Below are 21047 nucleotides of genomic sequence, written 5' to 3'. Positions count from 1 at the left end.
GGCCGCGTAGGCCGCACGCCCAGCCGAAACGCGAGGGGGTACCCGCCAGCGAGGCTCTTGCATTCCCCCGGACGGCTGGATCGACACCCAGAGCGATCCGGTGGGGAGATGGCGGCGGAGCGAGCCGACGAACCGGTTGGAGGCACATGGTCATGCGCGCACCCCAGTCCGCGGCGGCGCCGCTGCCGAAGCACCGTAGCTGCCCGTTCGATCCGCCCCAAGAATACGGCCGGCTGCGTGAGCAGGACCCGGTCAGCCGACTGGCCTTCCCCGACGGGACGGTCGGATGGCTGCTCACCCGGCACGAGGATGTCCGCGCAGTGCTGGCGGACAAACGGTTCAGCTCGAACCGGTTGCGTGCCTCCTCGCTGCTGCGCCGGATCATGGTCCGCCCGGAGGACCACGAGTCGAGTGCGGGGATGCTGGTCATGCTGGATCCCCCGGAGCACACCCGGTGTCGGCGGATGCTCACGCGCTACTTCACGGCGCGGCGGATGCAGGCCCTGGCACCGCAGATCGAGCAGATCGTCTCCGACCACCTCGACGCAATGGAGCACAGCGGACCACCCGTCGATCTCGTTCAGGCGTTCGCGCTATCGATACCGTCGCTGGTCATCTGCGAGCTGCTCGGCGCGCCGTTCTCAGACCGCGGCAGGTTCCAGGGGTGGACTTCGACTCTGCTCAGGCTGGATACGGCCGAGAGCGATGCGTTCGCGGCGGCCGACGCATTGAAGCAGTACATGCTCGACCTGGTGGCCGCCAAGCGGGCACACCCCGACGACGCCCTGCTCAGTCACATGATCGCCACCGCGGACCTGGAAGACCCCGAGGCCAGGCTGAGTGACGAGGAGGTGGCGGAGGTCGGGCGGATGCTGCTGGTTGCGGGACACGAGACCACGGCGAACGTGCTGGCGCTCGGCACGTACACCCTGCTCTGCCACCCCACGCAACTGCACAGGCTGCGCGAGCACCCCGAGAACATCGGGCACGCGATCGAGGAGCTGCTGCGCCACCTGAACATCTTTCAGTTCGAAGCCGTAAGAGTCGCCCAGGAGAACGTCGAGATCGCAGGCCGGCGCATACGCGCTGGGGAGACCATCATCGCCTCACTGATCGCGGCCAATCGCGACCCCGACCATTTCCCGAAGCCGGACGAACTCGACCTGACCCGCCAGCCCTCCCAGCACGTCGCCTTCGGGCACGGCATCCACCAGTGCCTCGGCCAGCAATTGGTCCGCGTGGAGATGGGGATCGCTTTCCCCGCGCTGCTGCGGCGCTTCCCCACGCTGCGGCTGGCCGTGCCGCCGGAGATGGTCCCCATGCGCAACGACAAGCTCATTTACGGCGTTCACGAGCTTCCGGTCACCTGGGAAGGGTGAATACGCCATGAAGATCCAGAAACTAGGACACCCGCTCGTTCAGGTTGTCTGGCTCGAATCCAGCACTTTCCACAAGACCAAGCCGGCAGCCAGGACACCTTCCCCTCCGCTTCTGCCAGACCGCCAGGCCGATGACGAGCTTGCTCTCCAGCTGTGGCAGGCCCTTGGTTGCTGTCCTTTTGGCCCAATACCGAACTTGTATCCACTAGCTCGCCGCAGGGCGGCATCCGCGACAAAGGGGTGGGGAATTAGGGGGTGTTGGCGGTCGGCAATTGACCTCTTCCGGAAAGGGCGGGGCCGCTGCAATATGAGGCGCTCGTCGACTTGCGGGCGGATCAATGCAGCCGAGTTTACGGACCAGACCCCTGTCCCACGGCCACGAAGCGCCTCGTGACAGACACCTGGAGCCTTGCCCAGAGCGGACGGAACCGACGGGGTGGCGCGCGAAGCCGGCGCAGATGGCGAGCGCAGGGGTGTCGAGGGCGGTGTGGCAGACGACGTGGCCTTCGGCAGCGATCGCGGCCCGGGTCAGTTCCTGGCAGGTCCCGCCAGGGGAGGCCGGTCCGATGCCGGAACAGAATCCCGTTGATCACACGACGGTGGCATTGCCGGCGTCCACCCCGGCCGCGATTCGCCGGCAAGTGCGGCTCCAGCCGAGCCCACTCTTCATCCGAGAGATCCCCCCGCCCTATGTCCCACGGAACGAGCTCCCAGCCAGAGCGCCACACGACCCATCGGACACGGCCTAGCCCGGAGGAGCGTGAGTTCTGGCTTCGGCGAGCCGCCGAAAGTGGCGCTCCGTGGCCGATGCACAGCCTTGGCGAGCTGCTGGAGGCTCAGGGGCGGGAAGCCGAAGCAAAACACTACAGGGGGCATGACCGCGCCGCACCTGACACTCCCCTACAAAGCCAGCGATCGACACTACGTACGGCGCGGTGCGTCACCGAAGCCCACTATCTGACACATACTCAGGTCACAGCCTGCGCGCACAATCCGTGACCACGCGCACCACCCGGGACGAAAGGCAGGGCACGACGGGTGAACAGCACCAACTTCGTGAACGGATCCCCCAGCTGGGTCGACCTGTACAGCCCCGACCCCGCGGGGGCCGCCGAGTTCTACCGCAATCTCTTCGGCTGGACGTTCAAGTCGGCCGGCCCCAAGGCGGCGCACGGATACGGTTTCCTCCAGCTGGGCGGCAAGACGGTCGCGGGGCTGGGGGAGCTCTACGAGGGCGACGGCCAGACGGCCTGGACGGTGTACTTCCACACCTCCGACGCGGACACCGCGGTCGAGTGTGCCGAGGAGAGCGGCGGGACCGTGCGGTTTGAGCCGTACGACGTCCCGGGGGCGGGGCGAGCGTCCTGGCTCACCGACCCTACTGGTGCCTGGTTCGGCGTCTGGGAGCCGGGCACCGCCAAGGGCCTGGAAAGGATCTCGGAGACCAACACCCTGAGCTGGGCGGAGCTGGGCGCAGCTGACCCCAAGGCCGCTCTCGCCTTCTACAACAACCTGTTCGGCTGGCGGTCCCAGGAGGACGGAGCCGGCGCGGAAGTAGTCTCCGCCGACGATGGGTCTCGGCAGTCGGAGCCCTTCGGCATCATCTCCCCTTCCGAGGGGATCGGGCAGCAGCCCCTCTGGATTCCGCGCTTCAAGGTGGCGGACGTCGACGCGACCTCGGACTCGGCGAAGACGAACAGCGGGGTCGCGATTTTGGAACCCACGGACACACCCAGCGCCCGGATCGCCGTTCTCGCCGACCCCTACGGTGCGGTCTTCGTCGTCGAAAGGCTGACCCTCTGACACCCGGGCCACGACCACTGCTCGCCGTCGGTCGGCCTGGTAGTGCAGCGGTCCGGCCGGACTACTCCGGCCGGCTGCACCATCGAAGCGATCGCAATGCCAAAAACGTCGCAGGTCGGTGGCTACTCCGCGGCAGGCACCCGCATCTGCCGGGCGACGAACTCCACCACCTGTTCCGGGAAGTGGTCACGTCCCCTGGAACCGGCCGTGTCGGGTGTCGAACTTCAGCATCAGTGCAGAAGCAGGCTCCCAACTGGGGATGCCAGATCAAACCACCCGAACCCGGCGACCCCGGCAGGTTGAGAGCCCGGGATCCAGTAGAAGCCATCGCGGGATCTCCACAACACAGGTCGGGGTAACTCCGCAGGTCAGCGAGTTTCGTCGGTAGCCCACCCCACCCCGAATGACGGCAACTCCCGATCCTTCACCGATCCCCAAGTGGCAGAGGAACGAAGGTCTGGTGGCGCCATGTGAAGAGCAGGTACCCGGAAGGATGGTTCGACGCCAGCGGGCCGCTCCGGCTGTACCCGGAGCCCCTCACAGGGGGTAGACCCCTTCGGCCTGTGGGCCCTTTTGGCCTTGGGTAATTTCGAATCCGACCCGCTGGTTCTCCTCCAGGCTCCGGTAGCCCTGCGTGGCGATCACGCTGTAGTGCACGAACACATCCGGGCCGCCACCGTCCGGTGTGATGTATCCAAACCCCTTCTCCGCGTTGAACCACTTCACGGTTCCCTCAGCCATGGTGAACGGTCCTTCCTGTGGTCGTGGTTCTATGGCCGACCGTAGGCGCGGGGCGTGCTGGTGGCATCCGAGCCGGGGCGTGAGGTGGGCTGACCGGGTGACCCTCGACCGGCTACACCACTTCGCGGGACACCATCGGTGTGGCACCCGGCATGTGGTACGTGGCGCATCCGTGGCACTTGATGGAGGTCTAGTGACCCGCGCCACTCAAACTTCGATGGCACGGACTCAAGGTTCCGTGGCACAGGACAGCCGCCTTCGGGCGGCGGGGAATCTTGCATGTCCGGACTCTTGTGCGTTTCGGCCGCCCTGGCTCATTGGGGTCGCCCCACCGCCTCACCGGAGCCCTCCCGATCCGGCTCTCCCGGGGGCGGTGGCATGCCCCCCTTGCGATCCCGAGGTGGAAGAGGCGGCGCAGCCCCTGCTGCTCCCATCGAGCAGCAGGGGCTTGGCCTTATCTAGCCCAGAGGCACCGTGGCGAATGGCTCCCACTCGTACATCTGGTTGTCACGGTGGATGACGATGAGTTCCGCGCTGGAGATCCGGGCGTGCGCGGGCGCGACGTCGAGTCCGTCGAGGGCCCGGTGGATCGGTTTGGCCGGTCCGTCGCTCGCGCTGTAGGCGACGGAGACGTGTGGGGTGAAACCGTCTACGTTCTCTGGTACCTCGTCGAGGACGTCTCCGATGGCCGTGCGGATCGCGCTGCGGACGGCGTGTACGGGTCCGGCGGGGTGAACGTGCAGGAGGATGGCCTCCGGGTCCGGCACGTGCGGCCCGATCTGGACATCGAACGCAGGCACCGCGGCGAGCCGGACCTTAGCCGCGTTGACGATGGCCTGAACGTCCTGCTCCTGGACCTCACCGACGAAGCCGATGCCCTGCATCGTGAGGTGCAGCCACTGATCCGGAACGGGAGTCAGGACGCTCCCCAGCGGCACGATCGCATCACGGTACTGGGCGGCGAGCCTGTGCACGTCGTCCTGGCCCTCGAAAGTGAGATGCCAGGTGTAGAAGCGGCGACCGACGTTCCAACCGGGCCGCCACCACCAGTGGTTGCGCATGGTGTCAAACGAAGTCATGTGCGCGATCAAATCAGGCAGTACCCACGCCTGGCGAGAGCGCGAGGTGGTGCGGAGCCGAATCTACGCAGAACTCCTCGATGGCCAGGCGTAACCCGATCGCGCCAGCGCCGCTGGCATGAGTCCGACCGATGCCTGAGGAAAGTTCATTCAGTCGACTGGTAACCGGGGCCATGCGGTGGTCCGGGGGAAGGGCGAGCACTGGCGCCAGGGCTTCAAGGGCGCCTTCCGCCTCGCCGGTGGCCAGATGGGCAGCGGCCTGGCTGATGTGAATCTGGGCCTCGGTGCCGTAGGCCCGCACCCGCTGCACCGACAGCAGAGCCAGGGCAGCGTCTGCGGCCCGTAACGCGTTGGCCGGCTGCCCAACGCGCAGATGCACGCCCGCCGCGTAGTTCTCTTGCCGTGCAGGCTGACAGGCGAATATGCCGCCGACTTCGTCATAGCCGGTCTCAGCGCTCCGGGCTTCTTCAGCGCGGCCGAGCGCCGCCAGAGCTTCGCCCTTGGCGCCGAGCTGCGACCAAGCGTCTGCCTCCTGGCAGGCCAGGAGGACGGCCACGGAACCGGTCGTGCTATATGTCGCACCGCGCCGGGCGAAGTTGATGGCCTCGCGCAGCCGACCATCCCAGAACGCCACTTTGGAGCGTGTGGAGAGCACCCAGGCGCGCAGATCGTTGTGTCCGCCCAGCTCTGCGCAAAGCCATGCGGTGCGGCCCTGCGTGTCCGCGTCCCGCAGCTGGCCGAGGTCGGAGGACATCCACGCCAGCAGCCCGCACAGGTACCCGGCGGCGACGTAGAGGTCCGCTGACTGGCGCGGGAACTGGTGGCCTTCAAGCAGGGCGAACACACGGTCACGCAGACGCCTGGTGCGGTGAAAGAGAGCGACCGGATCCGAGGTGAGGTAGTCGGACGCCAGCGTGCTCGTCTCGGCCATCAGCTGTTCCATCGCGATGTCGCCAACGTTCGAGGCCTCTGCCCACTGCGCCCAGCTCGCGGATTCATCGGCGGCAAGGTGCACGAGGTCGGAGCCCGTCGGCTCGAGGACTGGCTCCGGCGCGGGCGGACTGGCCACGGGCGCGGTCGATGCACTCACCGCGGCCTGGTCGATCAGGACACGGAGGTCTGCATCGGGAAGGGCTCGACGGTCCTCAAGGTCCATGAGGCTGGACGCGGCGCATCCGAAGGCATGCGCCATGGCAGAGAACACCGCCAGGCTCGGACGCCGCGACGAGGGTGCCGGCCACTTCTCCCACTTGCCAACGAGCGAGGCGTCTGCGGCGACCAGGCCGCCGGGTCGCTCACCGCTGGCTTGGGTGATGCGGTCGGCTGCTTCCTGAAGTGTCCAGCCGCGGGCATGCCGCCAGGCTTCACGCGGCCGCATCCGGTATCGCGTGCGCATCTCAATGGCGATGTCGGCGACTGTGCAGCCAGCGGCGGTCATGTCGTGTCGGAGGGCGTCCCGGTCGGCTTTAGAACCGGGCTTCATGGGGGCGTTCATCAGCAACTCCCTACACGGCGCAGTGAACTCACGGTAGCCGTCACGTCACCCTCCTGAGGGCCCGTCAACCAGAAGAGGCGGCCCTCGACGCCCAACAACGTGCCCAAGACCGTGAGTCGCCCCTGGTCAGGGGAGCGTTGAGTGTCCAGAAGAGTTGGACTCCGCCGCCCGTGACGCCAACTCGCTGAATTGGAACCGTAGAAGTGCACCGGAAGCACCACCCTCCGGGGACACAAGCACCCCCGCGATCGTGCGACCGATCCGGGGGCATGGCCAACGCTCAAATCAGCGAGGGAGCGTCGACGTGAAGAACGGTACAGGTCCCGCCGAGGGCCACCGTCCGCATTTGACCCATATGACCATCCGCGTGTACCAGGTGGACCGCTATGGGACGGTGACCGCTGACCGAGGCAAGGTTCTGGTCCCGCCTGTGAAGGAGCTGGCGCAGTCTTCGGCGTTCCCGCCGTGCCGGTGCCCGCGCCACCGGGCCGGCCAGGGATCCGGCCAGTGAGCGCCACGGCGAAGAGCGCCGGAGATGCGACGCTCGTGGATCTGGCGGTGATGCGTGAGACCGCGATCCTGGTGCTTGGGCCGGAGGGGCGTCCTCATGCCCTGCCTCCCACGCCGATGGAGCTGGGGGCGGTCACCGCGGAGTTGCGCGACCACCTGGAGCGGCTGATCCCCGAGGTCGAGCTGAAGGCCGCGCGGATGCCCCAGGACTGCGTCGCCCGCTTCTGCGCATCCGCGTGCATCGGCGAGGCTCAGCGGAAACTCTCGGTCGGGCCCAGCCCCCGATACGGCGGAGACATCGGCCACGCCCGGCGTCTGGCCCGCGTACTGCGCGCCCTCTGCGACCACTACGAGAGCGCGGGCGAGACGTGAAAGCCCTCGTAGGCCTGCTCGTGTATGTGCTGGCCGTGACGGGCCCGGCCCTCGCCCTGGTGCTGGCGCGGACACCGCACTAACGCATCCCCATGGCGGCCGCTCCGGGTCAGGGCCGCACCCACCAGCCCCCGCCGCACCATGGACCGCAAGCCATGGTGCGGCGGGTCAGCCGGCCGCCCCGTCGCAGGATCCGGAAGACCTCGGCGGGGCGGTCCACGAGGAAGACACTGATGAAACCCACGGACTATGAACCCCTGCCGATCCCGCCGCCGTTCATGTTCGGGTGCGGCGAGTGCACGGAGCTGTTAGTCACCCTCGGGGAGCGCGTCGGCATGGATGGCACGTTCATTCCTGAGCAGATCGCCATCGCCAAGCACATCGTGACTGCACACCCCGAAGAGGTCCCCCCGCCGCACACGCGCCGCTGCGGCCAGTGCCCCAAGTACGCAGTTCGCCCTGATGCCGCGGACAGATGGGCGGAGCATCGGGCCCGCGACCTGTTCCTGCCCGAGACCATCGCCCGGCTGTTGTAGGCGCACACCCCTAAGCCCCCGCCCCAGTTGCGCAGCCCTGGACGGGGTTGAGCCTGGGGCGGGGTTCACCCCCTTTCGAAGAGGTCGGGAAGGGGCCACGATGAATTCGCGATCGAAGGAGACGACATGGATCTTCACTTCATCGATGCCACGAGCGGCGACGGTGGCGGCGAGGGAGGGGACGGCTTGCCGGGCGAGCCCTGGCCCGGCCCGCAGGAGCCCCCGTCCCCCGACGGCGGCCCGAGGATCATCGGCTGATGAAACTGCCTGATCTGTCGGAGGAGCGGTCCGAACTGGGCCGCTCCCTCCTGGCCCGTGGAGCCATCACAGCAGCCTGGATGGATGCGTTCGAGGCAGTGCCTCGGTCCGCGTTCCTGCCGGAGGTGATGTGGCCGTACGACATGGCCGCCGGTACACACGTCGCCGTGGACCTGCGGCAGGAACCGGGGCTCTGGTTCCAGTACGCCGACGCCGACGTGCCGATCGTGACGCAGTGGGACGACGGCAAGCCGAGCGGCGAAGGCGTGCGCGTGCCGACGTCGTCGGCGTCCATGCCCTCGGTGGTGTTCCGGATGCTGCGCGACCTGGACGTGCAGGCGGGGCACACAGTGCTGGAGATCGGCACGGGCACCGGCTGGAACGCCGGCCTTCTCGCCCACCGGCTGGGTGTCGACAGCGTCACGAGTATCGATATCGATGCGAACGTGGCAGACGCTGCCCGCGATCATCTCGCCGCTCAGGAGTTGCTCGGCGTCGTCCTGACCCGGGACGGGGCGCTCGGCGACCCGTCGGGAGCGCCCTACGACCGTGTCATCGCTACGGCCGGAATCCGCACGGTGCCCCCGGAGTGGATTGCGCAGACTCGTCCGGGCGGCGTCATCGTCGCCCCCTGGGGCACGCACTTCAGCAACTCCGATGCCATCGTCCGCCTCAGGGCCGACAACGCGGAGGCGAGCGGGCGCTTCACCGGGCCGGTGGAGTTCATGAAGCTGCGCTCCCAGCGGCTTCCGTTCGAGGGCCACGATGCCTACCTCGAGGAAGGCATGGCCGGCGCTAAGCGGTCCACGACGGATGTGACCGAGGGCGAGCTGCTCGGGGAGGGCCGCTTCGATCCGCGGACCTTCGCGATCGGCCTGCGCGTCCGCGACTGCCACCGTGTCGTGGCGGAGAAGCGGGACGGCGCCCGGCCGATGTGGTTCTACGGGCTCAAGGACCGCTCGTGGGCCTGCGTCATGTTCCGCGACGGCCGCCTGGAGGCCGACGTGTGGCAGGAGGGTCCGAGGCGGCTGTGGGACGAAGTGCGTGAGGCTCTGGGCTGGTGGCACGGAGCCGACCAGCCTGACTTCGAGCGCTTCGGCCTGACCGCGGCGATGGACGGCAGCCAGCGTGCATGGCTGGACTCGCCGGAGAACGCCTGGCCGGTCTGACCGGCTTCAGTGCGCCCCGTCTGTCCGCTTCCTCCGTGGCGGATGGGCGGGGCCCAGCCGCATCACATAGCCGGTCCACAGGTTGCTCTGCGCTTTCGCGGGCCTGCTCGCTCGGTTGCCCAGCTCAGATCACAGTTCGATGAACGAATCTCCAGTGGTCGACGGCATATGGACAGTGGTGAAATTGCCATGGTCATATGTCTCGTCGTCCAGGCGATTGGCCCATGCATCGAGTCGCGCCCGGATGACCTCACACGCCCGCCCCGCGCGAGTCCCGGAAGACTCGGCGGGGCGGGTGCCGGTCGGGCTTCCTGGGGTTCGTCATTACTTGAGAGGTAATCGATCTGCCTTACGGTCCGGCTGCATGGTGAGAAAAGCGAACAGCGAGCGCCGGATGCGGCTCTGCATCGCCCGCCCCGCCCGGTATCCGGAAGACCTCGGCGGGGCGGGACGTCTGTGACTCCGGGTAACACCCCTGGTCGGTTTTTTCACACGGGGTGTGATGGAAGCGCCGCCGAAATATGACGAACGCACTGTGCCGAAGCGGCCGTTCCGGTAGCAGGATTCCTCTAGTCGCCCCGCCGCGCTCAGAGGTCCGGAAGCCTCCCCGCACGGCGGGGCTTTGCTGTCAGGCGGGCGCGGGACGTCTTTTCGCCCACGACGTAGCTGGTCACGGCTGTTGTCGGGGCGGTAGGGACGCGATGCGGTCAATGCCAACTGCAAGAGTTATCCCGGGGCAATCTCCGTGAGTGCAGGAGCCTGGATTAACTCGGGCCGCGTGGTGTTCGTGCGTGTGGTTCCTCAGGGAACGATGGACAGGCTGCCCTTCGCCGGAGCCGCCACGTATCGGCCCTCACCGTCGAATGTGGTGAGGGTGAGCCCGAACAGGAGCCGGTTCATTTCCTCACTGGTGAGCCCGAGTTCGGCCGCGACGGTCGAGGGGCGAACGCGCTTTGAACGTAGCGCAGTGAAGACCTTCGTCAACACCTGCGACGTTTCGCGCTGGCCCATGCCCTGCGGCTCGTCAGACCGGTACCCCAAACGGCTCAGTTCGGCACATGTGGACCGGTACTGCCAGTCGGAGAGTAGACCCAGGTCGTGCATGCGGTAAGTCAGCGCCATGGCGGAGACGTTCCAGATCTGCTTGCCGCGAAGGATCTGGTCGACGTGCGCGCCCGACGGCATGTGCCCCAGAACGCTAGCTCGGGGCATCAGGAACGCGGAGGCGAACTCGTTCGCTTGCCGTTCGGCCTCGGGCCCTGAGCAGGCATGCTCGCTGCCGTGCATGACGAGGTGGCCCAGTTCATGGGCTGCGTCGAAGCGGCCCCGCTCGGCTGACTTGAGCGTGTTGAGGAATACGAACGGAACACCGTCGCGCCATACCGCGAATGCGTCGACCTCGGCGTGGTCGGGGTCCAGTGAGAACACCCGAACTCCGTGTGCCTCCAGGAGGTGCACCATGTTGGGCGCTGGTGCTTCTCCCAGACCCCAGCGGGTGCGGACCATGCCAGCGGCTGTCTCCGGGTCGGGTTTGCCGAGTGAGGGCACGTTCGCTGCTGGGAGACGGAATCTTTCGTCGATCCAGTCGTACAGCATCGCGCCGAGCGTGCCAGCGGCCCGAGCGGCTTCGAGGACCCTCGCCGACGTCTTGCTGCGCGCCCGCCAGGAGATGCCTTCGGAGGGGAGTTCGTCCAGTGTGGGGCCTTCGAAGAATGCGGCAGGGAAGTCCAGTGATGAGGCGATCTTGCCGAGGGTGTCGGGACGTGGTGCGGTACGCCCCGTCTCGTAGTTCGACAGGCTCTGCAGTGACACCCCGGCCTGGTCCGACAGCTCAGCGAGGGTGAGGCCCCTGCGTTTGCGGGCCAGTGTGATACGGGACGGGGTCACCATGTGGGGGCTGCCTCAGTTATTGGTGGTGCGCGGTGGGGCGACAGGGTTCGCCGCCCCACCAATGGGCTTCAGCGGAAGTCGACGGGGATGTCGATCTCTCCAGGCCCATCATCGTTCAAAGGTTCGATTCCGTCCATCGCGAGAGTGGGAAGCGGAATCCGCCTACCCCATTCGACCACGAAGCCGCCTTCGAACCTCTTTGGTTGCGACAGTTCGCAGTCGATCCGTACTGCGTCGCCAACCTTGGTGCGGTAGGACAGCAGGAACCAGGTCTTCAGGGCGCATGCTTCTTCTTCGCTCAGTGCAACCCCATTAGGGCCGGCAGCGGCTGCGAACAGAGCCGTCTGTACGTTCGGGGCGCCCTCGCCGGCATTGGCGCGAGCGACCATGTCGGTAGCAGGTCCGCGTCGGCGCGCGTTCTTCGGGAACAAGCTTGCCTGCCCCGTGGCGGCGTCGCCGACCATCACGCCCATCGCAACCGACCGGTCCGGACTGCAGACAAGCTCGAGGCGGCCATGAATGAGCCGGGCCCACCCCTCGTGCTCGATGTGCACCTCGCGGATGGTCCGCACGTGTGCCTCATAAGCCCGTCGGCCCCCCGTTCCGATTGGGTCATTGGGGACGGCGGTACGCCTCGCCGTCTCTCCTGCGCGCAGTACGTCGTGCAGGAACTCCAACCTGGTCCCCATGCCGCCCAACTGGGCCCGTACATCATCGGGTTCAGGCGACGGCTTCACGACGGACAGGGCCAAGGGAACCTCCGGGAGTCGACAGCAGGCTTATAAAGACCCTACCTCATATGAGGTGCGAGATTTATAAGAATCGCCGCGGCGTGTGTCCGGCCTGGCTGCAATTTGCGGACGGGCTACCGCTTGCGTGGGAGAGGGCAGAAGCGGCTGCCCCCTTCGACTGCAAGAGTTAGCCCGGGGGCAATCTCCGTGAAGCCCGCGTCCCGCACCAACGGCAGCCCACTGCCGGTCAGTCGGCGCCACTCGGCGGGATCGGCGCTGCGTACCGCGAGCGGGAAGCCCGCCTCGCGCCAGGCGGAACGTGCCTCGTCGGACAACGCCCACCAGGCCAGCTGGGCGCCGTGCCCCGCCTGGGCCATCGCCTTCCCGGCCGACATGTCCAGCTCCGGGTTCAGCCACAGCACCGGCTGTGCGGGATCGGCCCCGACCGGGGGCTCCGGATCGTCCAGCTCCGTTCCCGACACCTGGAGCTTCGCCAGCTCCTTGGGCCAGCCGTCCAGCGGAACCGGCGGGAAGACCCGCACCTCCGCGGACTTGCCGGTCACCGTGATCCCGGGCAGCGCCTCGGCCCGCCGCCACTCGGCCCCCCGGGCCCGCCGCACGACCTTCCGGATCCGCGCATCCTCCCAGTCCCGCACGGCCTCGGCCCACTCCCCGTCCCCGGTGGCCCGCTCGTCCCCGAGCAGCACGAGCACAGCCCGGGCGGCCGTCTCCAGCGCATCGGTCCGGGCGGGAGGAGCACCCCGCTCGATCCGGACGACGAGAGGCAGCACGAACTGGGGTGCCTCGTCGCGGGGGTTGCGCTCGGACTGGAAGGGACTGTCACCGGGTGACGTGGGAACATGGCTCACACCAGTCAACCCTAAGGGGCGCGGGGCAACGTGAATTCTGCGGCTCCGTCGCGTGGGCGCGACCGACCGAGGACGTCTCGCACACCGGACTCATGATCAGCCTCTCTGCCGCGACCGGACAAGATTGCCCCATGCAACGTGACCTACGGCTGGTCGGCGTCGGCCGCCGCTACGGCCTCCGCGGCCCCTGGGTGTTAAGAGGCGTCGACCTCACGCTCACCCCCGCCACTCTCACCCGCATCGAAGGAGCGAACGGCACCGGAAAGTCCACCCTCCTCCGCCTCGTCGCCCGGCTGGACGCCCCGACCGAAGGCCGTGTCAGCGGCCGCCCCCGCACGGCCTACGTCCCGGAGCGTTTCCCCTCGGCCCTGCCCTTCACGGCTTCCGGCTACCTGACCCACCTCGGCACCATCAACGGCCTCTCCCGGCGGAGCGCCGCCAAAGCGGCAGACACCTGGCTGGAGCGGTTCGGCGCCGCCGCCTACGCGGCCACCCCCATGTCACGCCTGTCCAAGGGCAGCAGTCAGAAGGTCGCCGTCGCGCAAGCCCTCCTCGCCGACCCGGAGCTGCTGGTGCTCGACGAGGCGTGGACCGGGCTGGACGCGGCCGCGCGGGCCGAGCTGGAACGGGCGGTGGCCGAGCGAACCGCCGCCGGGAGTGCCGTCGTCTTCGTGGACCACGACCCGCGCCGTCTGGCCGGGGCGCCCGACGCCACGTACGCGGTTGTCGACGGCGGCCTCAAGCACCGTACGGACAGCCGGAGTTCACTGCCGGACGGCCCGCTCACCGTCGTCACCGTGCAGGGGCCACCGGGCGCGCAGCTGCCGTCCGAGGCGATGCGGACGGTCGCCTCGGACGAGGAGGCCACGCCCGGAGTCCGCCGCCTGACCGTCCCCGCCTCCCATTCGGACGTCCTCCTGCGCGTCCTGCTGACGGCCCGCCCGCCCTGGCACGTGGTGAGCGTCGGACCCGACGGCACCACTCCCTTCGACCCGGGAAGCCACCCATGACCGCCCTCCTGCGCTACCAGGCCGACCTGCTGCTGCGCTCTCAGCGCTGGCTGCCGCCGGTGATTCTCTACGCCGCCTTCCTCGCGATCGGCGTGCAGAGCGGTCAGCCGGTGCTCGACTCGCTCGGCTACGCGGCCGCCGCCCTGCTGCCGGTGGCCGCGTGGCTGGTGCGGATCTGCGTCACGAACGAGCCGGACGCCGCCCGTGCCTGCGTCGCCGCGGCGCGCGGCCCCGCCCGCGCCCACCTTGCCTGCCTGCTGACCGCACTGATAGGCGCGGCCGTGCTCGGGGTGGCGGCGACCCTGGTCGTGACGCTGATCAGCGCCCCGACGAACAACGGCCACCGGATCCATGTCCCGCCGCTGAGGGCAGGCGCGGCCGGACTGCTGGCCGCCCTCGTCTGCGCCCTGCTCGGCAGTGCCGTCGGCGCCCTCACCAACCGGCCCCTGCTGCGCTCCACCGGCCGCGCGGTGCCCGCGATGCTGCTGGCCGCGCTGCTGGCGGTGGTACTCGCGGGCTCCCCGGCCCAGGCCGCGGTGAGCGGCCTGGTGACCGGTTCGCAGTCCGGCCGCGTCCCGGTGCCGCTGCTGCCCCTGGCCGGGGCGGCCCTCGTCGCCGCCGCGGCCTTCGCGGCGGCGAGCGCACTCACCTCCCGCCGGTCACCCTGAACAGGCGAGCGCGCTGTGCCTCCTGCCTCTCCAGGACGGTCACCGGTGGCCGCTCGTCTCGCCGATCAGCTCGGAGACCTTCACGAACCGGTAGCCCTGCCTGCGCAGCTCCGGCACGACCGTGCGGACGACCCGCTCGGTGGTCGGGGCGGCGCTGCGGGTGCAGTGCATGACGACCACCGACCCGGGCTTCACCCCGTCCAGCACCTGCCGGGCGACCGCGTCGGCGTCCGTGGCGAACGCGTCGCCGCTCACCACGTCCCACTGCACCGCGGTGACCCCGACCCCGTTGAGCGCACGCAGCGCCGCACGGTCGTAACAGCCGCCGGGGAAACGGAAGTACGGCAGCGCGTCGGGCACGCCCGCCGTGCGGAGGGCGGCGTACGCCCGCTCGACGTCCTTGCGCATCAGGTCCGCGCCGACGGTCGGCAGCCCGTAGCAGTTGTCGGTGAACGCGTAGTGGCTGTAGGAGTGGTTGGCCACCTCGAACTGCGGGTCGTGGCCGAGGGAACGGGCCTGAGCCGGGTACTGCTCGGCCCACCGGCCGGTCATGAAGATGGTCGCCGGCACCTTCAGCGTGCGCAGGGTGCCGATGAGGTCCGGGTTGTCGAAGTGCTCGCCGGAGGCGGCGCGGGGCCCCTGGTCGGCGGTCATGTCGGCGTCGAAGGTCAGCGCGACGGTCTTGCCCAGGGTGCGCGGGCCGTGCTCGAACACCGGGGTCAGACCGCCCGGGCCCGGGGAGAGCACGGGCGGCCGTGTGGCGGACGGGGAGGCGGGGGCTGCGGGCCTGGCGTGGGCCGGGCGCGCGGTGCCGGAGGTGCCCGCGGTACCGCAGGCGGCGAGGGCCGCGCTCAGGGCGCAGACGGCGGTGATACGGCGTACTGATGGAATCACCGTATGAAAGTAGTACTAAATGACCGGCTATCAGATGAAATGAACCATGGCGTGGCGGTGTCGTCACCCGCGCGGCGGGCGGCTCCCGCCCGGCCCTGCCGCCCGTACGGTGTATGCCGCTCAGCGGCCGTACCGCCCGGTCAGGGTGCCCGTCGCGAGGGTGTGGCCGGACAGGGCGCCGAGCAGGTCGGCGGGCGTGGCGTCGGGGGCGAGGTCCGGGCTGCCGTCGGTGGCGTACACCGTGAGGACGTAGCGGTGCGGGCGGTCGCCGCGGGGCGGGCACGGGCCGCCGTAGCCCGTCTTCCCGAAGCCGTTGCGGCCCTCCGTCGCCCCCCGCGGCTGCTCGTCGGCGGCGAGATGCGTGGTGTGCGGGTCGATGCCCCACGCCAGCCAGTGGATGAAGGTGCCGCGTGGGGCGTCCGGGTCCTGGAGCAGGAGGGCCAGGGAGGCGGTGCGCTCGGGTACGCCGGTGAAGGCGAGCGGGGGCGAGACGTTCTCGCCCTCGCAGGTGTAGCGGCGCGGGATGGTGCCGGCGTCGGCGTAGGCGGGGCTCGTCACCGTGAGCCGGCCGGTGGCGGTGGCGGTGGCGGTGGCGGTGGGGGAGGGGGAGGAGGGGGCCGGGCCGCTTCCGTCCCCGCACCCCGGTACGACGGCCATTGCGGCCACGGCAACCACCCAACCCTTGCGCATGCCCGGCACGCTAGCCGGAACGCTGCCCTCCGTCACTGTTCGGCGCGATCTGCTGCTGCCCTCTGTCACCGTTCGGCGCGATCTGCTGCTGCCGTCCGTCAATGTTCGGTGCGATCTGCTGCTGACCCCTCTCCAGGAAGTGCAGCAGTTCCACCGGAATGGGCAGGACCAGCGTGGAGTTCTTCTCGGCCGCCACCGCCATCACCGTCTGGAGCAGTCGCAGCTGGAGCGCGGCCGGTTGGTCGGACATCTGTGCAGCGGCCTCGGCGAGCTTCTTGGAGGCCTGCAGTTCGGCGTCGGCGTTGATGATCCGGGCCCGGCGCTCCCGGTCGGCCTCGGCCTGGCGGGCCATGGACCGCTTCATCGTGTCCGGCAGGGACACGTCCTTGATCTCGACCCGGTCGACCTGGATGCCCCAGCCGACGGCCGGGCTGTCGATCATCAGCTCCAGGCCCTGGTTGAGCTTCTCCCGGTTGGAGAGCAGGTCGTCCAGGTCGCTCTTGCCGATGATCGAGCGCAGCGAGGTCTGTGCCATCTGGGAGACCGCGAACTTGTAGTCCTCGACCTTCACCAGCGCGCTCACCGCGTCGACGACGCGGAAGTAGACGACCGCGTCCACGCGCACGGTGACGTTGTCGCGGGTGATGCCCTCCTGGGCGGGGATCGGCATCGTCACGATCTGCATGTTGATCTTGTGCAGCCGGTCCACGAACGGGATCACCAGATTCAGGCCCGGCTCGCGTACGTCGCGCGTGACCCGTCCGAGCCGGAACAGCACACCCCGCTCGTACTGCTTGACCACCCGTGCCGCCATCGCCAGGTAGACGACGCCGACGGAACCCAACGCCGCGGCGGCCCCCAGCAGCTCCTGGAGCATGATGACCTCCTCACCGAGAGGCCTGCTTTCTGTCCGCTGCTGCAACGATATGCCCGGCCCGAGGCGGAAGCCATGGGCCGGGCCGAGGTCCGGGCCGGGTCCGGGCCGGGGTGCCGAGGGGCGTCGGCACCCCGGCCCGGGGTCAGTGGCCGTAACAGGGGGATCCGGTTACACCGGTTCGGTGGGCCGGGACGCGGCCGTGGCTCTGGGCGGCTTGTCCGGCTCCGTGACCTGGACCGGCTCGGTCCCGGCCGCGCTGTGTCGCTCGGCCCAGTTCTCCAGGGCGGTGCGGCAGGCGTGGTCCAGGTGGTGCAGGCCGGACAGGTTCAGGCGCACCGGACGGTCCTGGGGCAGCGACTCCAGGCTGTCGAGGATCTTCGGCAGCCGCAGGAAGGTCGCGTTGCCCGACAGGTACGCCTCGATGGGGCCCGCACCCTTGTCGACGACCTCCAGCCGGAGGTGCGAGGCCTCCCAGGCCGTCTTGACGATGGCCAGCGCGAGGCCGATGAGCACGCCCTCGAACATGCTGACCGCCACGATCGACACGGCCGTCACCGCCAGGATCAGCGCCTCGCCCCGGTGCTCGCGCCACAGCACGGCCAGCGCCCGGACCGGTACGAGCTTGGCGCCGGAGTAGACCAGGATGCCCGCGAGAGCCGGGATCGGGATGTACGCGAGCACGCCCGGCAGCAGGGCCGCGAACAGCAGCAGCCACACGCCGTGCAGCACACGGGAGGCCTTCGTACGGGCACCCGCCTGCACGTTGGCCGCGCTGCGCACGATCACCGCGGTCATCGGCAGCGCGCCGAGCAGCCCGCACACTGCGTTGCCCGCGCCCTGCGCGACCAGTTCCTTGTCGTACTCGGTGCGCGGTCCGTCGTGCAGCCGGTCCACGGCCGCCGCGCTGAACAGCGACTCGGCGGACGCGATCAGCGTGAACGCGACGACCGTGCCGAGCACCCCGACGCCCGCGAACTCGGCGAAGGCACTCAGCGGCGGCGGCTGGACGGCGCCCAGCAGCCCCTTCACCTCGACGGTGGCCACCGGCAGGCCGAACACCGGCACGGCCAGCGTGGCGAGGCCGACCGCGGCGAGCGGACCGGGCACCGTACGCACCTTCGCCGGCGCGTGCTTCCAGAGCACCAGCACCGCGACGGTGCCCGCGCACAGGGCGAGCGAGGAGAGCGCCGCACCGTCGCCGAAGGCGTCCCAGAACGCCCCCGGCAGATGGGCCATCTTGCCCAGGCCCGAGTCGGGGGCCTTGGCCGCCATGGCCGGATACAGCTGACCGGCGATCAGGACCAGACCAATTCCCGCCAGCATGCCTTCGACGACCGAGACCGAGATGGCACGGAAGTACCGGCCCAGCCTCAGCAGGCCCATGAGGAGCTGGAGCAGACCGGTGGTGAGCACGATGGCGCCGAGCATCGGCAGCCCGAACTCCCTGACCGCCTCGTAGACGAGCACGGTCAGACCGGCGGCCGGCCCGGACACCTGGAGGCTGCTGCCGCGCATCAGCCCGGTGACGAGGCCGCCCACGATGCCGGTGACAAGTCCGAGCTCTGCCGGGACTCCGGAGGCGACGGCCACGCCCACGCAGAGCGGGAGCGCGACCAGGAACACGACGAGGGAGGCGGCGAAGTCCTGCCTCAGATGGGGGAAACGGGATATGGGAGTGCTGTTCATCGGCGCGCTCACAGGGCTTCGAAGGTGTCGGTCTGCGGGCGGTGCGCCCGTACGGCGCCGGTGTGCACCTCGTAGTACCAGGCGTGCAGGCCCAGCTGACCCTGTGCCGTCTTCCGCTCGATGCACGGATACGAGCGCAGCCGCAGCAGCTGGGTCAGGACATGGCTCTGGACGCCCTCGGCGACCTCCGGGTCCTCGGCCGCGCCGGCCGGGCGCGGGGCGGCGTGCGCCAGCCAGTCGCGCACGGCGGGTACGGCGGTCAGGTCGTCGCCGCGCACCAGCGCGCCGACGGCGCCGCAGTGCGAGTGTCCGCAGACGACGATGTCGCGGACGCCGAGCACCTCCACGGCGTACTCGATGGTGGCGGCCTCGCTGGTGGGGTGGAGCGAGGTGTGGGGCGGGACGATGTTGCCCGCGGTGCGCAGCTCGAACAGCTCGCCGGGGCGGGCGCCCGTGATCAGGGCCGGGACGACCCGGGAATCGGAGCAGGTGATGAACAGCACCTGCGGGGACTGGCCTTCGGCGAGTTTGGCGAACTCCTCAGGGCGCTGTCCGAAGGTACGGGCGTTGTCGATGAGGGGCTGCATGTGTGTGGACTCCTCCTGGCGCGCCTCAATGGCGCGTCGGGCTTGCACGACGTTCGTGTGGGGGCGAGCCGTCTCTCAGCAGCGGAAGGTCTGAAGAGCTGCCGGGGAGTGGGCTCTGGAGGATCTCGTGGTGCGGTGGTGCGGGGCACCGGATGCGGCCGGCGTCTGTGGGGCGGCCGTCTGCCGGGCTATGGGCGGATGCTCCTGCGTCCACCCGGAGGCGGAGCCGCGCTGCCGGTCGGTCAGGTGCCGGGTGCCCAGGGGGTTCTGCGCACAGCCGCCGTCGCGGATCGTGTACGCCACGGGGCGCGCGGGCTTCGAGAGGAGCACCGACTCGGGTGCTGCCTTGGCCTTCGCATGACTCTGCGTGTGCGCGGATGCGAAGGATTCCGTGGGTGCGAAGAACTGCAGGGCGAACAGGGTGACGGCGAGCAGGGCGAGTACGGTCCGGACCGTTTTACCTCGCAACATGCGCCCTCCTCCCAGAAGTTCGCGCCTCTTGTCCCTACCAAGCATTGGTCAATGGTTGGTCAAGAAACACATTAACCCTGCAAAGTCCTTTGCAGGGTTAACTGAGGGTTACGCGCGCAAGAGAGCGTGAAAAGTGCGGGTCGCATGGCGCGAACTGGCTCTTGACCCGCAGACTTTTGATCGACTATCGGGGCAGTGGCTACCGGCCGACGAGGCCCTTCGCGTCCCGGGCCAGTGCGGTGAGCCGGGATATCGCGCGGAAGTACTTCTTGCGGTAGCCGCCGTTCAGCATCTCCTCGCTGAACAACTGGTCGAAGGGCAGTCCCGAGGCGAGCACCGGGACCTCGCGGTCGTACAGGCGGTCCGCGAGCACCACGAGCCGCAGCGCCGTCGACTGGTCCGGCACCGGCCGCACATCGGTGAGGCACACCGCCGTCACCTCGTCGGTCAGGGCGCCGTACCGGCTCGGGTGCACCTTGGCCAGGTGGTCCAGCAGATGCGGGAAGTCGTCCAGCGAGGCGCCCGCGGTGGCGTACGCCGCCTTCGTCACCTCTTCGTCCGAGAACGGCGCCGGGGCCTCGGGCAGGCCCCGGTGGCGGTAGTCCTCGCCGTCGATGCGCAGGGGGCGGAAGTGGGCGGACAGGCCCTGGATCTCGCGCAGGAAGTCGGCGGCGGCGAACCGGCCCTCGCCGAGCTTGCCGGGCAGGGTGTTGGAGGTGGCGGCGAGTGCCACGCCCGCCTCGACCAGCTTGCCGAGCAGGGTGGAGACGAGCACGGTGTCGCCGGGGTCGTCCAGCTCGAACTCGTCGATGCACAGCAGGCGGTGGCCGCCGAGTGTCTGCACGGTCTGCTGGAAGCCGAGGGCGCCGACCAGGTTGGTCAGCTCCACGAAGGTGCCGAACGCCTTGAGCGCGGGCTCGGCCGGGGTGGCGTGCCAGAGGGAGGCGAGCAGGTGGGTCTTGCCGACGCCGTAGCCGCCGTCCAGGTAGACACCGCGGGGGCCGGCCGGGTTCCTGGCCGCCTTGGCCCTGCCGAACCCGAAGAAGCCGCGCCGGCCGGCGCCGGAGGCGTGCGCACCGCCGAGGCCGGTCGCGAAGCCCTCCAGGACCTGCACGGCCTCGGTCTGGCTGGGCTGGTTCGGGTCCGGGATGTATGTGGCGAAGCGGACCGAGTCGAAGCGCGGCGGCGGCACCATCTCCGCGACGAGCCGGTCCGCGGGGACGTGCGGCTCACGGGTGCACAGGGACAGCGGGCCCGCGTCGGTCAAAGGGCTGGAACCGGGGGCTGCGGTGGAGGACGACACGGTCACCCATGCTAAGCGCCGTGTCACAC

The 21047-nt window shown here is 69.3% G+C and carries 23 protein-coding genes; 9 read left to right on the top strand and 14 right to left on the bottom strand.

Annotated elements, in window-relative coordinates; genetic code table 11:
* Positions 1–152: 152 nt before the first annotated feature.
* Complete coding sequence (locus ABZ471_RS15415) at positions 153–1379, top strand: cytochrome P450 (RefSeq protein ID WP_359066522.1); 1227 nt, start codon at positions 153–155, stop codon at positions 1377–1379.
* Between the two features lie 350 nt (positions 1380–1729).
* Here the strand turns inward: ABZ471_RS15415 and ABZ471_RS15410 are convergent, their stop codons facing one another.
* The gene (locus tag ABZ471_RS15410) at positions 1730–2071 is read right to left on the bottom strand and encodes a transposase (protein WP_359066550.1); all 342 of its coding nucleotides are present in this window, start codon (positions 2069–2071) and stop codon (positions 1730–1732) included.
* 346 nt (positions 2072–2417) lie between these two features.
* Here ABZ471_RS15410 and ABZ471_RS15405 point away from each other — a divergent pair, with 346 nt between their 5' ends.
* Positions 2418–3182, top strand: a complete 765-nt coding sequence (locus ABZ471_RS15405) for a VOC family protein (RefSeq protein ID WP_359066520.1) — start codon at positions 2418–2420, stop codon at positions 3180–3182.
* Positions 3183–3601: 419 nt separating this feature from the next.
* Positions 3602–3769 (top strand): DUF6349 family protein, encoded by a 168-nt coding sequence (locus ABZ471_RS15400; RefSeq protein WP_359066548.1) that lies wholly within the window; start codon positions 3602–3604, stop codon positions 3767–3769.
* Here the strand turns inward: ABZ471_RS15400 and ABZ471_RS15395 are convergent.
* From ABZ471_RS15395 to ABZ471_RS15385, 3 genes are all read right to left on the bottom strand, one after another.
* Positions 3720–3923 carry a cold-shock protein gene (locus tag ABZ471_RS15395; RefSeq protein ID WP_359066518.1) on the bottom strand — a complete coding sequence of 68 codons (204 nt, stop codon included), beginning with the start codon at positions 3921–3923 and terminating at the stop codon, positions 3720–3722. The two genes, ABZ471_RS15400 and ABZ471_RS15395, sit on opposite strands and share 50 nt — an antisense overlap.
* A 458-nt stretch (positions 3924–4381) precedes the next feature.
* Positions 4382–5002 carry a 2'-5' RNA ligase family protein gene (locus tag ABZ471_RS15390; protein ID WP_359066516.1) on the bottom strand — a complete coding sequence of 207 codons (621 nt, stop codon included), beginning with the start codon at positions 5000–5002 and terminating at the stop codon, positions 4382–4384.
* 13 nt (positions 5003–5015) lie between these two features.
* Positions 5016–6497, bottom strand: coding sequence for an XRE family transcriptional regulator (locus tag ABZ471_RS15385; RefSeq protein ID WP_359066513.1), 1482 nt, complete (start codon positions 6495–6497; stop codon positions 5016–5018).
* 507 nt (positions 6498–7004) lie between these two features.
* Here ABZ471_RS15385 and ABZ471_RS15380 point away from each other — a divergent pair.
* The 4 genes from ABZ471_RS15380 to ABZ471_RS15365 all read left to right on the top strand — a co-directional run bounded on the left by ABZ471_RS15380 (position 7005) and on the right by ABZ471_RS15365 (position 9342).
* On the top strand, positions 7005–7379 hold the full coding sequence (locus tag ABZ471_RS15380; protein ID WP_359066511.1) for a DUF6415 family natural product biosynthesis protein: 375 nt from the start codon (positions 7005–7007) through the stop codon (positions 7377–7379).
* Positions 7380–7612: 233 nt separating this feature from the next.
* The gene (locus tag ABZ471_RS15375) at positions 7613–7915 is read left to right on the top strand and encodes a hypothetical protein (protein WP_359066509.1); all 303 of its coding nucleotides are present in this window, start codon (positions 7613–7615) and stop codon (positions 7913–7915) included.
* Positions 7916–8041: 126 nt separating this feature from the next.
* Positions 8042–8173: a hypothetical protein gene (locus tag ABZ471_RS15370; protein WP_359066507.1), complete on the top strand. Its 132-nt coding sequence runs from the start codon at positions 8042–8044 to the stop codon at positions 8171–8173.
* Complete coding sequence (locus ABZ471_RS15365; RefSeq protein ID WP_359066505.1) at positions 8173–9342, top strand: methyltransferase domain-containing protein; 1170 nt, start codon at positions 8173–8175, stop codon at positions 9340–9342. Before ABZ471_RS15370 ends, ABZ471_RS15365 begins: the two co-directional genes overlap by 1 nt.
* Before the next feature lie 801 nt (positions 9343–10143).
* Here the strand turns inward: ABZ471_RS15365 and ABZ471_RS15360 are convergent.
* The 3 genes from ABZ471_RS15360 to ABZ471_RS15350 all read right to left on the bottom strand — a co-directional run bounded on the left by ABZ471_RS15360 (position 10144) and on the right by ABZ471_RS15350 (position 12832).
* Complete coding sequence (locus ABZ471_RS15360) at positions 10144–11232, bottom strand: XRE family transcriptional regulator (RefSeq protein ID WP_359066503.1); 1089 nt, start codon at positions 11230–11232, stop codon at positions 10144–10146.
* 68 nt (positions 11233–11300) lie between these two features.
* Positions 11301–11786: a hypothetical protein gene (locus ABZ471_RS15355; RefSeq protein WP_359066501.1), complete on the bottom strand. Its 486-nt coding sequence runs from the start codon at positions 11784–11786 to the stop codon at positions 11301–11303.
* A 311-nt stretch (positions 11787–12097) separates the two neighbouring features.
* Positions 12098–12832 (bottom strand): peptidyl-tRNA hydrolase, encoded by a 735-nt coding sequence (locus ABZ471_RS15350; RefSeq protein WP_359066499.1) that lies wholly within the window; start codon positions 12830–12832, stop codon positions 12098–12100.
* 131 nt (positions 12833–12963) lie between these two features.
* On the opposite strand from ABZ471_RS15350, the gene ABZ471_RS15345 reads away from it, so the two are divergent.
* Both ABZ471_RS15345 and ABZ471_RS15340 read left to right on the top strand, forming a co-directional pair.
* Positions 12964–13842 carry an ATP-binding cassette domain-containing protein gene (locus tag ABZ471_RS15345; RefSeq protein ID WP_359066497.1) on the top strand — a complete coding sequence of 293 codons (879 nt, stop codon included), beginning with the start codon at positions 12964–12966 and terminating at the stop codon, positions 13840–13842.
* A complete protein-coding gene (locus ABZ471_RS15340) occupies positions 13839–14510 on the top strand; it encodes an ABC transporter (RefSeq protein WP_359066495.1) in 672 nt (223 codons plus the stop codon). The genes ABZ471_RS15345 and ABZ471_RS15340 overlap by 4 nt, the downstream gene beginning before the upstream one ends.
* 39 nt (positions 14511–14549) lie before the next feature.
* On the opposite strand, the gene ABZ471_RS15335 is transcribed toward ABZ471_RS15340, so the two are convergent.
* From ABZ471_RS15335 to zapE, 7 genes are all read right to left on the bottom strand, one after another.
* A complete protein-coding gene (locus ABZ471_RS15335) occupies positions 14550–15404 on the bottom strand; it encodes a polysaccharide deacetylase family protein (RefSeq protein ID WP_359066493.1) in 855 nt (284 codons plus the stop codon).
* Between the two features lie 120 nt (positions 15405–15524).
* Positions 15525–16094 carry a YbhB/YbcL family Raf kinase inhibitor-like protein gene (locus ABZ471_RS15330; RefSeq protein WP_359066491.1) on the bottom strand — a complete coding sequence of 190 codons (570 nt, stop codon included), beginning with the start codon at positions 16092–16094 and terminating at the stop codon, positions 15525–15527.
* A 10-nt stretch (positions 16095–16104) separates the two neighbouring features.
* Entirely contained in the window at positions 16105–16971 is an 867-nt protein-coding gene (locus tag ABZ471_RS15325; protein ID WP_359066489.1) for a slipin family protein, read from the bottom strand.
* Between the two features lie 168 nt (positions 16972–17139).
* Positions 17140–18657 carry a SulP family inorganic anion transporter gene (locus tag ABZ471_RS15320; protein ID WP_359066487.1) on the bottom strand — a complete coding sequence of 506 codons (1518 nt, stop codon included), beginning with the start codon at positions 18655–18657 and terminating at the stop codon, positions 17140–17142.
* Positions 18658–18665: 8 nt separating this feature from the next.
* Positions 18666–19244: a carbonic anhydrase gene (locus ABZ471_RS15315; protein WP_359066485.1), complete on the bottom strand. Its 579-nt coding sequence runs from the start codon at positions 19242–19244 to the stop codon at positions 18666–18668.
* Positions 19245–19319: 75 nt separating this feature from the next.
* Positions 19320–19715, bottom strand: a complete 396-nt coding sequence (locus ABZ471_RS15310; RefSeq protein ID WP_359066483.1) for a hypothetical protein — start codon at positions 19713–19715, stop codon at positions 19320–19322.
* A 199-nt stretch (positions 19716–19914) separates the two neighbouring features.
* Positions 19915–21018 (bottom strand): cell division protein ZapE, encoded by a 1104-nt coding sequence (zapE, locus tag ABZ471_RS15305; RefSeq protein ID WP_359066481.1) that lies wholly within the window; start codon positions 21016–21018, stop codon positions 19915–19917.
* Positions 21019–21047 lie beyond the last annotated feature (29 nt).

This window comes from Streptomyces sp. NPDC005728, assembly GCF_040630895.1.
Classification (GTDB): Bacteria; Actinomycetota; Actinomycetes; order Streptomycetales; family Streptomycetaceae; genus Streptomyces.
This window is presented reverse-complemented; position numbering and strand designations above follow the sequence as displayed.

Coding starts and splice junctions, on each gene's coding strand:
- ABZ471_RS15415 (WP_359066522.1), top strand. CDS start 153: ATGCGCGCACCCCAGTCCGCGGCGGCGCCGCTGCCGAAGCACCGTAGC.
- ABZ471_RS15395 (WP_359066518.1), bottom strand. CDS start 3,923: ATGGCTGAGGGAACCGTGAAGTGGTTCAACGCGGAGAAGGGGTTTGGA.
- ABZ471_RS15390 (WP_359066516.1), bottom strand. CDS start 5,002: ATGACTTCGTTTGACACCATGCGCAACCACTGGTGGTGGCGGCCCGGT.
- ABZ471_RS15385 (WP_359066513.1), bottom strand. CDS start 6,497: ATGAACGCCCCCATGAAGCCCGGTTCTAAAGCCGACCGGGACGCCCTC.
- ABZ471_RS15375 (WP_359066509.1), top strand. CDS start 7,613: ATGAAACCCACGGACTATGAACCCCTGCCGATCCCGCCGCCGTTCATG.
- ABZ471_RS15370 (WP_359066507.1), top strand. CDS start 8,042: ATGGATCTTCACTTCATCGATGCCACGAGCGGCGACGGTGGCGGCGAG.
- ABZ471_RS15365 (WP_359066505.1), top strand. CDS start 8,173: ATGAAACTGCCTGATCTGTCGGAGGAGCGGTCCGAACTGGGCCGCTCC.
- ABZ471_RS15360 (WP_359066503.1), bottom strand. CDS start 11,232: ATGGTGACCCCGTCCCGTATCACACTGGCCCGCAAACGCAGGGGCCTC.
- ABZ471_RS15345 (WP_359066497.1), top strand. CDS start 12,964: ATGCAACGTGACCTACGGCTGGTCGGCGTCGGCCGCCGCTACGGCCTC.
- ABZ471_RS15340 (WP_359066495.1), top strand. CDS start 13,839: ATGACCGCCCTCCTGCGCTACCAGGCCGACCTGCTGCTGCGCTCTCAG.
- ABZ471_RS15330 (WP_359066491.1), bottom strand. CDS start 16,094: ATGCGCAAGGGTTGGGTGGTTGCCGTGGCCGCAATGGCCGTCGTACCG.
- ABZ471_RS15325 (WP_359066489.1), bottom strand. CDS start 16,971: ATGCTCCAGGAGCTGCTGGGGGCCGCCGCGGCGTTGGGTTCCGTCGGC.
- ABZ471_RS15320 (WP_359066487.1), bottom strand. CDS start 18,657: ATGAACAGCACTCCCATATCCCGTTTCCCCCATCTGAGGCAGGACTTC.
- ABZ471_RS15315 (WP_359066485.1), bottom strand. CDS start 19,244: ATGCAGCCCCTCATCGACAACGCCCGTACCTTCGGACAGCGCCCTGAG.
- ABZ471_RS15310 (WP_359066483.1), bottom strand. CDS start 19,715: ATGTTGCGAGGTAAAACGGTCCGGACCGTACTCGCCCTGCTCGCCGTC.